Origin of the sequence: Flavobacterium sp. (assembly GCF_013822155.1) — a bacterium.
In the GTDB taxonomy this organism is placed as follows: Bacteria; Bacteroidota; Bacteroidia; order Flavobacteriales; family Flavobacteriaceae; genus Flavobacterium.
The window spans coordinates 1-11,672 of the sequence record NZ_PNJW01000017.1 but is presented as its reverse complement, the minus strand read 5'-3'; the positions used below and the strand labels follow the sequence as shown (position 1 = coordinate 11,672).

9 protein-coding genes are annotated in these 11,672 nt (G+C 33.6%); 2 read left to right on the top strand and 7 right to left on the bottom strand.

Annotated elements, in window-relative coordinates:
• Positions 1 to 64 precede the first annotated feature (64 nt).
• Together C0512_RS06210 and uvrA are read right to left on the bottom strand one after the other, a co-directional pair.
• Positions 65 to 790, bottom strand: coding sequence for a TIGR00730 family Rossman fold protein (locus C0512_RS06210; protein ID WP_290859789.1), 726 nt, complete (start codon positions 788 to 790; stop codon positions 65 to 67).
• 30 nt (positions 791 to 820) lie between these two features.
• The gene (gene uvrA / locus C0512_RS06205) at positions 821 to 3,652 is read right to left on the bottom strand and encodes an excinuclease ABC subunit UvrA (protein ID WP_290859788.1); all 2,832 of its coding nucleotides are present in this window, start codon (positions 3,650 to 3,652) and stop codon (positions 821 to 823) included.
• A gap of 110 nt (positions 3,653 to 3,762) precedes the next feature.
• Here uvrA and C0512_RS06200 point away from each other — a divergent pair, with 110 nt between their 5' ends.
• Positions 3,763 to 4,284 (top strand): hypothetical protein, encoded by a 522-nt coding sequence (locus tag C0512_RS06200; RefSeq protein WP_290859787.1) that lies wholly within the window; start codon positions 3,763 to 3,765, stop codon positions 4,282 to 4,284.
• Between the two features lie 45 nt (positions 4,285 to 4,329).
• On the opposite strand, the gene C0512_RS06195 is transcribed toward C0512_RS06200, so the two are convergent.
• The 4 genes from C0512_RS06195 to C0512_RS06180 form a co-directional block, all read right to left on the bottom strand.
• Positions 4,330 to 5,283: a Fic family protein gene (locus C0512_RS06195; RefSeq protein ID WP_290859786.1), complete on the bottom strand. Its 954-nt coding sequence runs from the start codon at positions 5,281 to 5,283 to the stop codon at positions 4,330 to 4,332.
• Between the two features lie 64 nt (positions 5,284 to 5,347).
• Positions 5,348 to 7,165 carry a chloride channel protein gene (locus C0512_RS06190; RefSeq protein ID WP_290859785.1) on the bottom strand — a complete coding sequence of 606 codons (1,818 nt, stop codon included), beginning with the start codon at positions 7,163 to 7,165 and terminating at the stop codon, positions 5,348 to 5,350.
• A gap of 33 nt (positions 7,166 to 7,198) precedes the next feature.
• Positions 7,199 to 8,884, bottom strand: coding sequence for a gamma-glutamyltransferase (gene ggt, locus C0512_RS06185; protein WP_290859784.1), 1,686 nt, complete (start codon positions 8,882 to 8,884; stop codon positions 7,199 to 7,201).
• Positions 8,881 to 9,465 carry an acyl carrier protein phosphodiesterase gene (locus C0512_RS06180; protein ID WP_290859782.1) on the bottom strand — a complete coding sequence of 195 codons (585 nt, stop codon included), beginning with the start codon at positions 9,463 to 9,465 and terminating at the stop codon, positions 8,881 to 8,883. Before C0512_RS06180 ends, ggt begins: the two co-directional genes overlap by 4 nt.
• A 159-nt stretch (positions 9,466 to 9,624) precedes the next feature.
• Between C0512_RS06180 and glmM the strand changes: the two genes are divergently transcribed.
• The gene (glmM, locus tag C0512_RS06175) at positions 9,625 to 11,016 is read left to right on the top strand and encodes a phosphoglucosamine mutase (protein WP_290859780.1); all 1,392 of its coding nucleotides are present in this window, start codon (positions 9,625 to 9,627) and stop codon (positions 11,014 to 11,016) included.
• An 11-nt stretch (positions 11,017 to 11,027) separates the two neighbouring features.
• Here the strand turns inward: glmM and C0512_RS06170 are convergent, their stop codons facing one another.
• Positions 11,028 to 11,438, bottom strand: a complete 411-nt coding sequence (locus C0512_RS06170; RefSeq protein ID WP_290859778.1) for a 5-fold beta-flower protein — start codon at positions 11,436 to 11,438, stop codon at positions 11,028 to 11,030.
• Between the last annotated feature and the right edge of the window lie 234 nt (positions 11,439 to 11,672).

The following is an 11,672-nucleotide window of genomic DNA, read 5'->3' as shown; positions in this document are numbered from 1 at the left end:
TAATTCGTTTTTAAATAGACCACTAATTCATGAAAAATTAAATTTCTGAATTAGTGGTTTTTTATTAAAAGTTTGGACTCAAATTGTATTTTTTGTAGAAAGCGTCTAAAGCTTCAACTACTTCATCTTCAGTGTCAACTACTCGAATTAGATTCATGTCTTCCGGATTGGCATTTTTAAATTTGTCAATCATTACATTTTTAATCCAATCTAATAAACCAGACCAATAATCAGTTCCAACTAAAATAATTGGAAACTTCCCGATTTTTTTGGTTTGAATTAAAGTAACAGCTTCAAACATTTCATCCAATGTTCCAAATCCGCCCGGCATTACTACAAATCCTTGTGAATACTTGACAAACATAACTTTCCGAACAAAAAAGTAATCAAAATTCAGGTTTTTATCTTTATCGATATAGGGATTAAAGTGCTGTTCAAAAGGCAATTCAATATTTAAACCAACGGAAGTTCCTTCACCACGATGAGCACCTTTGTTTCCTGCTTCCATAATACCCGGTCCGCCACCGGTAATTACACCATAACCGGCTTTACTGATTTTATAGGCTATATTTTCAGCTAATTCGTAATATTTCTCACCCGGTTTTGTTCTGGCAGAACCAAAAATGGAAACACATGGCCCAATTCTGGACATGCTTTCATAGCCATTCACAAACTCAGACATGATTTTAAAAATGGCCCAAGAATCATTAGTTCGGATTTCGTTCCAAGTTTTTTGTTTGAACTTTTCTTGTATTCTGTGTTCTTCGCTTTCGTATTGATCTACAGACATTCTATCTTTTTTTTAAATTAAACAAACAAGCTAAAGTAATTCTTTTTTCAGAAATTGAGCAGTGAAACTCTTTTTGTTTTTGATGATTTCTTCAGGAGTTCCTTTGCAGATAACTTCTCCGCCACCTTTTCCTCCTTCTAAACCGATGTCGATAATATAATCTGCTAACTTAATTACATCCATATTGTGTTCAATCACTAAAACGGTATTTCCTTTATCTACAAGCTTTGTAATCACTTCCATTAATACCCGAATATCTTCAAAATGTAATCCGGTTGTGGGTTCATCTAAAATATAAAATGTATTACCGGTATCTTTTTTGGAAAGTTCAGTGGCTAATTTAATACGTTGAGCTTCACCACCTGAAAGAGTAGTGCTTTGTTGTCCCAATGTGATATAACCTAAGCCAACTTCTTGAATGGTTTTAACTTTTCGGAATATTTTGGGTATGTTTTCAAAAAAGTCTACCGCTTCATCCACTGTCATATTTAATACATCTGAAATTGATTTTCCTTTGTATCGAATTTCTAAGGTTTCGCGATTGAATCGTTTACCCATACAGGTTTCACATTCTACGTAAACATCCGGTAAAAAACTCATTTCAATGGTTCGAACACCCGAACCTTCACACGTTTCGCATCGTCCACCGGAAACATTAAAGCTGAATCGACCAGCCTTATAGCCACGAATCATAGCTTCCGGAGTTTGTGTATATAAACTTCTGATTTCTGAAAAAACATCGGTATAGGTGGCCGGATTACTTCTGGGAGTTCTACCAATCGGACTTTGATCGATATCAATAACCTTATCAATATGTTCTAAACCTTCTATCTTTTTGTATGGTTGTGGTTTTTTTACAGCATTAAAGAAGTGCTCATTTAAAATAGGGTAGAGTGTTTCATTTATTAAAGTTGATTTTCCACTTCCGGAAACTCCTGTAACACAAATTAACTTACCCAACGGAAATTCTACTGTCACATTTTTTAAATTATTTCCTGTAGCACCTGATAATTTCAAAAACTTTCCATTGCCATCTCGCCGTTTTTTAGGTACTTCAATTTTTAAGTTGCCATTTAAATATTGAGCGGTCATTGTTTTTTCTAACAATAACTGTTTTGGGGTTCCTTCACTAATAATTTGACCACCAAATCGTCCTGCTTTTGGACCAATATCAATAACCCAATCGGCTCGTTCAATCATTTCTTTATCGTGTTCCACAACCAAAACGGAGTTGCCAATGTCACGAAGATTTTCCAAAGAGTTAATCAATCGTTCGTTATCTCGTTGATGCAATCCTATGCTCGGCTCATCTAAAATATATAAAACACCTACTAATTGAGAACCAATTTGAGTAGCCAATCGTATGCGTTGAGCTTCGCCTCCGGACAGCGATTTTGAGCTTCTGTTCAGCGATAAATAATTCAAACCAACATCTAATAGAAATTGCAAACGGGATTTAATCTCTTTATTTATTTCAACTGCAATAGCTTTTTGTTTATCAGATAAATAGGAATCTAAAATAGCAAACCATTTTGTCAATTCCGAAATATCCATTTGTGATAAATCGGCAATATTTTTATCATTTATTTTAAAGTAAAGAGCTTCCTTTTTTAATCGAGAACCTTCACAATGTGGGCATTCAATTTCATCCATGAATTCTTTAGCCCAACGTTTAATGGAAGCAGAATTGCTTTCGTCATGTTGATTTTTGATAAAATGCGAAATGCCTTCAAATTCAATTTTATATTCTTTAGTAATACCTAACGTTTTAGAAGCAACAGTAAATTTATCTTTTCCACCATTCAAAATCATATTCATTGCTTCTTCGGAAATCGTTTCAATTGGGTCTGTTATTTTAAAACCATATTTTTCTCCAATGGTTTCTAATTGTTTAAAAATCCAGGTACTTTTATATTCTCCCAATGGAGCAAAACCACCTTGTTTGATTGATGATTTTGGATTAGGAATTATTTTTTTTAAATTTATCTGATTGATAGTTCCTAAACCATTACAATGTTCACAAGCTCCTTTTGGTGAGTTGAACGAAAAATTGTTTGGTTCCGGATTTGGATAAGATATTCCTGAAGTTGGGCACATTAAAGTTCGACTAAAGTACCTTACTTCCTTACTTTCCTGTTCAATTACTATTATGACATCATCACCGTGGTGCATCGCCGTTTTAATACTTTCAGCTAAACGATTATCTGTTTCAACATCATTTTCAATTTGCATTCGGTCGATAACGATTTCAATATCATGGGTTTTATATCGGTCGACTTTCATTCCGGAGATTAAATCCTGTATTTCTCCATCAACACGAACTTTTACAAAACCTTGTTTGGCAATTTGTTGAAACAACTCCGCATAATGACCTTTTCTTGACCGGATGATAGGAGCTAATATATTGATTCGTCTACCTTTGAAAGAATCGAGAATTAATGCTTTTATTTGTTCGTCGGAATACGAAACCATCTTTTCTCCGGTGTTATAGCTATAAGCATCTGCCGTTCGAGCATACAATAAACGAAGAAAATCATAAATTTCTGTAATGGTGCCAACAGTGGAACGTGGGCTTTTGCTTGTAGTTTTTTGCTCAATAGCAATCACGGGTGAAAGTCCGTCAATTTTATCAACGTCTGGTCTTTCCAATCCACCTAAAAATTGTCTTGCATAGGCTGAAAAAGTTTCGATGTATCGCCGTTGACCTTCTGCATAAATAGTATCAAACGCCAAAGACGATTTTCCTGAACCTGAAAGTCCGGTAATCACGACCAGTTTCTCTCTGGGAATAGAAACATCGATGTTCTTTAGATTGTGAACTCGAGCACCTAATACTTCAATCATTTCATTTGAATGCAACATACTTTTTTTGGCAAACCGCAAAGTTACAATTTTGAAAGCAAGATTTAAACATACACATGCGAAGAATTTGTTAAACAATTTCTATTTTTGAAAAAAATAAAACAGAACATATGAAAATATTAGGAATAGGCTCTCGAATTAAACATGCAGAATTTGGATTTGGTGTGGTAACCAATGTAACGTCTAAGCATTATTGGGTAACTTTTATTGAAAAAGGATTAGAAACCATTGATATCGACTGTGAATTTGAAGTTATTGAAGCGTTGGAAGATGAAGTAGATTCAGTTAGTTTTTATGATGTAGAACGAACGTTGAAAAGTTTATTACAAAAATGGTCAGATGTTTCTCAAATTGTTCCCATTGCAGATAAATGGAAAGGCGGAAAACTCATAATGGAACCCGGAACACCAACACAAAATAAAGAAGTGCCAATCGATACTTTCTTTCATAAAATTATTATGGTTCGCGATAGAATTAGAGTAATGGAACAAAAAATAAACGCCAGCAATTTAGATGAAGCTGAAAAAATTGATTTGCAACAATACATCACTCGAATTTATGGTAGTTTGACAACTTTTAATGTGTTGTTTAAAAGTACAAATGATTATTTTGTAGGGGAGAAGAGTAAGTAGTTTCAGTTTACAGAAGAATCTGTAAATTGAAACTGATACTGAAAACTACCTCATTCGTTTTCTATTTTTCATATAATCCTCAATCGCTTTTTTGGTGGTAAACCAATTGCGACCTTCCTTATGAGCATCTATTTTTCCTTGACGGGCTAATAAGCTGATGTATTCTTGTCCATAAGGTGAATTAGGTTCGCTAACAATATTAGAGATTTCCTGAAAATCATAATCATTGTCAGGAAGCGAACTGATGTAAATATTTAAAGTACGTTCCAAAGCCTGACTCATCAATAAAATTAATTTTTGATAGTTTCCCTGATTTGCTTGGTTGAGTGCTTCGTAGTATTTCTTTCGGTCATTTTTCAATATAATTGCTGGTGGAAATCCATTTCGCATCAAAAGTAAATTCATTGCTAAGCGAACCGTTCTTCCGTTGCCATCAAAAAAAGGATGAATCCAGACGAGTTTATGATGAAAAACAGCTGCCAATTCAATATCATTTAATTGTAATGGATTTATGTTGATAAAATCAATCAATTCATCCAATAAATCGGATACTTTATTGGCATTGGGTGGAACAAAATTAGCTCCCGTAATTCGAACACCTCCATTGCGAATTCTACCTGCAAAATCATCTTCAATCATGCGAAGTACCAAACCATGTAAACTTAAAATATCGATACTTCGCAACGAATAATTACTGTCAACTAAAGTGTACAAATAGTCAATCGCTTTCTCGTGATTTTTAGCTTCAAAATGTTCCCGAAGTGATTTGCCTTTCACGGTTATTCCTTCTTGAAGCACCATTTGTGTTTCTCGAAGGGTCAGTGTATTTCCTTCAATACTGTTTGAATTATAAGTCCATTCAATGGTTAGAGATTCTTTTATTTTTTGCAAAGCAATGGTTGGTAACGGTCTGCTTTGTTGCAAAACCGCAAGTTTATCATACAATCTATCAAAAGTTGATTGAAATTCAGTTCGATAAGAGGTATCTATTTTCCACATAACGAAACAAAGATACTTAATTATCGTTTAATATAAAAATTTATTCTATCCGATAATAAGAAATTTATTCAATAATCATGTTTTTTAGTTTTTCCCGATAAGCTTCTAATAAAGCATTTTTAGAAATAATTCCGATGACTTCTTTATTTTTAAGAACGGGTAAATAATCCGTTTGAGCACGTTCAAATTTTTCCATGATAGTTTCGGCAGTTTCATCATAGTTTACCATTTCTTTCGGAGCTCTCATGATATCTTTTATTTGGGTATACTTTATTTTATAAGGATTGAACAAATGAGATTTAACTTCTTCAAAATCAATTATCCCTATTAATTCATTTTTATCGTTTACAACCGGGAAAATCATTTGGTTGTAACCGGAAATTTTTTCAACTAATTCTTCTAAGGATGGGGCAAGTTTTAATGTTTGAATTGGACTTTGAATTAATCGCGAAATTACAATTCCGGATAAAATATTCCGATCTCTATCGTCGGTAAACACATCGCCTTTATCCGCTAAGTTTTTAATATCAAAGGAATAAGGTTCATATCGTTTTGAAATAGCAAAGCTAATGGATGAAACAAGCATCAAAGGAACCATTAAACTATAGCCGCTGGTAATTTCAGCAATTAAAAATATGGCTGTTAAGGGAGCATGAAATAAGCCACTTAAAATTCCGGCCATTCCCACCATGGTAAAATTACTGACAGGAAGTTTTACAAATCCAAGTAGGTTAAAAAATGAAGCCACAAAAAAACCTAAATAAGAACCCACAAAAAGGGAAGGTGCAAAATTTCCTCCATTTCCACCGCTACCAATGGTAATACTGGTAGCATAAACTTTTATGAGCATTGTAGTGCCAACAAAAAGCAATAACATCCAAGCATTTTCTTTAAAACCTTGTAAAACAGTATTGTCTAAAATTTGTTCTGGAGTATTGGTTGAAAGTATTTTTATGCTGTTATAACCTTCTCCAAATAAGGTTGGAAAAAAGAAGATTAATATAGCTAAAATACAAGCTCCAAAAAGGGCTTTTCTCATGGGGCCAAATTTTATTCGGCTAAAAAAATGTTCTATTTTACGAAAAGTTCTAGCATAATTAATGGAAACAAAACCGGAAGCTACCCCTAAAACTATGTAATAAGGAAGATTATGATAATCAAAATCCAATTGTTTGTTAAAAGACAATAAAATATCTTCATTTAATAGAATTGTAGAAACCAACGCACCGGTTGCTGCTGAAATCATTATTGGAATAAAGGCCGTAATGCTCACATCAACTAAAACTACTTCAATGGCAAATAGTACTCCTGCAATAGGAGCATTAAATGCTGCAGCAATTCCGGCTGCAACACCACAAGCTAAGAGTAATGTTCTGTCTTTGTAACTTAAGCGATAATTTTGAGCAAAGTTGCTACCAAAGGCAGCTCCGGTAATTGTAATAGGAGATTCTAATCCGGCAGAGCCACCCATTCCTACAGTTAAACCACTAGTGATTATTTGGGCATACATTTGCTTTTTAGGAATAATTCCGGATTTTTTTGCAACGGCATACATTATTTGCGACGTTCCTTTTTCTAATGAACCATCCAAAACCCTCTTAACAACCCATGCAGTTAACACTATTCCAATAATAGGAAGTGTACTATTACTGTAAGGTAAATGAAAAATGCTATCAATATATTGAGCAAAAATGTAAACCCAATGGGCAAAAGTTTTTAAAACAATAACAGCTAAAGATGCTGAAATACCTACTAAAAAACAGGATAAATAAATAAATTGCCTGGGAGAAAGATAGGATTTTAAATATAAAATAAATCCCTCCAATCTTCTGAAGTTTTTTCGGAAGAATGTTTTTAGAACCGATTTATTTTGAGTGGGCATGTGATTTTTTTGAAACGCTAAGATAAAACTTATTTAAAAACCAATAGCTTTATCATCACCTCTTTTGTCCGCACCACCTTCTAATTTAGTATTAGGTAAAACTAATATAGCATCAACTTTTCCCAATACAGGAGTTTGTTTTTCATTTATTAAATATCCTTTTGCCTTTAGGATTTGAAGTATTTCTGCTGAAAAACAATTCGGTTCAAAAATAACTTCATCCGGTAACCATTGATGATGAAAACGTGGAGCGTCAACAGCTTCCTGCATACTCATATTGAATTCGGTGACATTTAAAACAGTTTGTAAAACAGAAGTGATAATCGTAGATCCTCCAGGAGTTCCCACGACCATGAACAGTTCTCCGTTTTTTTCTACAATGGTTGGTGTCATCGAACTTAACATACGTTTTTGAGGGGCGATACTATTGGCATCAGAACCTACCAATCCAAACATGTTAGGAACTCCTTGTTTAGCTGAAAAATCATCCATTTCATTATTGAGAAAAAAACCTAATTCGTCACAATATAATTTGGAACCGTAAGCATCATTAATGGTTGTTGTAGCCGAAACAGCATTTCCAAAGGGGTCAATAATAGAATAGTGAGTGGTTTCGGTACTTTCTGAAAAGACAATTGCTCCGTGTGAAACTTCTTCCGATTTTGTAGCTTTTTCAAAGGAGAAAGTAGCCATCCGTTTCTTTATATACGTTTCATCTAAAAGTTCTTTAGTCGGAATTTTTACAAAATCTGGATCACCTAGAAAATGGTTTCTGTCGGCATAAGCTCTTCGTTCCGCTTCTACAATTACTTGAATGTATTGTTCAGAGTTATGTCCCATTTTAGCTAAATCAAAAGGTTCAATCATTTTTAAAATCTGTCCTAAAGTTATCCCGCCGCTGCTTGGTGGTGCCATTGAAATCAATTTATAATCCCGATAAGAATTCATTATAGGTTTACGCCATTTTGCTTGATAGGATGCTAAATCTTCCAAGGTAATAATACTGCCTTTAGCTTGTAAAAAGTTAACTAACTTTTGTGCCGTTTCACCTTTATAAAATTCATCCCGACCATTTTTAGCGATACGTTCCAACGTGTTGGCTAATGCTTCATATTTAATCGTGTCATTTGTTTGGAAAGGATGAGAAAATAAAGTTTCGGAACCATTTGCTTTAACTATCGCCTTTCGGTATTTGTTTAAATGTTCTTCTTGTTTTTGGGTAACCACGACACCTTTTCTAGCTAAATCAATAACCGGTTTTAGGATGGTTTCCATTGGTAATGTGCCATATTTTTTATGAACTTCAAAAACTCCGGCAATGGTTCCTGGAACGCCTATTGCCAATCCTGTTTCGGTACTTAAACCTTTAATAACATTGCCTTTTTCGTCTAAATACATGTATTTAGTTGCTGCCAAAGGAGCTTTTTCGCGATAATCCAAACTTCCGGTTTCTCCATTGTATTTTCGATAAACCATAAATCCGCCACCGCCAATATTTCCGGCATATGGGTAGGAAACTGCTAAAGCTAACTCTGTTGCAATCATTGCATCAAAGGCATTGCCACCTTCTTGCATGATTTGTACGCCAATTTGCGAAGCTTCCTCTCGAGCTGAAACCACCATTGCTTTTGACGTGACTAAACCAGTTGGTTGAATAGTATTTTTTTCTGTTTTACAACTTAAAAAAAGGATTAGTAAAAGCAGTAAGTATTTTTTCATAAAGCGGCAATTTTTTCTTTGCAATGTAGCTGAATTTCTTCAAAGAATAGGGTAAATTCATCTTCAAACTCGGAATAAAATTTTTTTAATTCTACAATTGATTCATGCATTGCAACCCTGTTTTTGGTTCTATGATCCATTTGAAATAAAATCATAGCCAAACCTTCAATGGAGGCGTAACTAACTAACCAATTTCGGGCAATCATATAGGGCATCATTTTTTTTACTGGTTCTGTGAGTAAATCATAATTGATTTGTAAATTCTCGTAAAATGCTGAAGCAGTTTCTTCTAAAGATATAGCAGAATAGTTTTTCCAATTTTTTGCTAAAAAATGGTCATAAAAAATATCGATAATTACACCCGAGTAATGTCCGTATTTTTCATGTAATCGGTGTTTACTTTTTCTGAAGATGGGGTGTGCATCTGTAAAAGTATCAATTGCACGATGGAGTATTATACCTTTTTTTATATCAGGTGAATAATCATTATAACTTTGCCCACGAATACTATCCGCCATAAAATTTCCAATTTTGACGAGGTCATTATCACCGGAAAGATAAATATGAGCCAAAAAATTCATGTTTATTTTTTATTGATATCAGTAAAAATAGGAAACTTTATCCATATTGAAAAATACACTACTTTTTAAACTCTATTAAATGTTAAAAAACTCGATAAAAGGGAAAGCAAAAAAGGGAGTTCCTTTTTATCTTTGTGCTTTAATTTAAAATAAAAATTAATGACACTTATAAAATCAATTTCAGGAATTCGTGGAACCATTGGTGGGAAAGTTGGTGATAATTTAACCCCTGTCGATGCTGTTAAATTTGCATCAGCTTATGGGACGTGGTTGAAAAATGCCAATACTAAAGAAAAATTAAAAGTAGTAGTTGGCCGTGATGCCCGAATTTCAGGACCAATGATTCATAATTTAGTAGTCAATACATTGATTGGTTTAGGTATTGATGTCATTGATTTAGGACTTTCTACTACGCCAACTGTTGAAGTTGCAGTTCCCTTAGAAATGGCTGATGGAGGAATCATATTAACGGCTTCACACAATCCAAAGCAGTGGAATGCTTTAAAATTATTAAATGAGAAAGGAGAATTTCTAAATGGGGCAGAAGGAGCAAAAATATTAGAAATTGCGGATTCTGAAGCTTTTGATTTTTCTGATGTAGATAGTTTAGGAGAAATCACTATTAATGATGCTTACATGGATATTCATATTGATGAGGTGTTGAACTTGCCTTTAGTTGATGCGGATGCTGTTGCTAAAAGAAAATTTAAAGTGGTGGTGGACGGTGTTAATTCTTCCGGAGGAATCGTTATACCAAATTTATTGGAGCAAATGGGAGTGGAGGTAGTCAAATTATATTGTGAACCAAATGGTCATTTCCCTCACAATCCAGAACCATTAAAGGAGCATTTAGGGGATATCTGTGCATTGGTTTTAAAAGAAAAAGCCGATTTCGGAATTGTAGTAGATCCGGATGTCGACCGATTAGCATTTATTTCTAATGATGGAGAAATGTTTGGTGAAGAATATACATTAGTGGCAGTTGCCGATTATGTCTTGAGTAAAACTCCCGGGAATACAGTTTCAAATATGTCATCCTCCAGAGCATTACGAGACATTACAGAAAAGCATAAAGGTAGTTACCAAGCCAGTGCTGTTGGCGAAGTGAATGTTGTTGAATTAATGAAATCTACTCAGGCCATTATTGGTGGTGAAGGAAATGGGGGAATTATTTATCCTGAATTACATTATGGTCGTGATAGTTTAGTTGGAGTTGCTTTGTTCTTAACCCATTTAGCAAATTTAGATGTAACAGTAGCGGAATTGAGAGCTTCCTATCCACAATATTATATGAGTAAAAATAAAATTGAATTGACACCTGAAATAGATGTTGATGCTATTTTAGTTGCTATGACGGATAAATATAAAAATGAAAATATTTCTACTATTGATGGCGTGAAAATTGATTTTGCAATGGAGTGGGTGCATCTGCGTAAATCAAACACTGAACCTATCATTCGAATATATACTGAAGCTCCAACTCAAAATGGGGCAGACACATTGGCTATACGAATCATTGAAGAAATTAAAGAAGTGGCGAATTTAAAATAATTTTTATTCACCTATTTAAAGCTAAAAAAGAAAAAAGCAACGGCAGCCCATTCTCTAGGGATATTTTTTGCATACCCAATAGTAGTATAATGGCTATTTTGAATAGTTCCGTCTGTTTTAATGTAGCCTAATGTGCTATATTGATTATTTTGAACTGTGCCATCATTTTTTACATATCCTAGGGTTGCATAGTGGTCGTCTTGTATCGTACCATCATTTTTGATATAACCAATTGTCGAATAGTAACTGTTTTGAATTGTTCCGTCATTTTTAAAATAGCCAACTGTTGCATACTGACTATTTTGAATTGTTCCATCACTTTTAATATAGCCTGTTATGCCGTAATGACTGTTTTGAATAGTTTGTGCCTGAACAGAACTAATACAGATATTAAAAATTAATAATAGAAAATATTTTTTCATATAACATCTAAAAATTAATTACTATTTTTTTTAATATAATTTAAAAATTATCTGCAAAAGTTTTTAAACTTCTCTTATTTATAAGATTTATGATAAATTTGAAATTGTATTAAAATATTTTTTCACTAAGTTTATTAATTATTCAAAATTGGATTTTTAGAAATGCATTACGTTGAAATTGGATCACCTTTATCACTCTTAATTTTAGGAGCCGTTTTTTTAGCCATTTTTTAT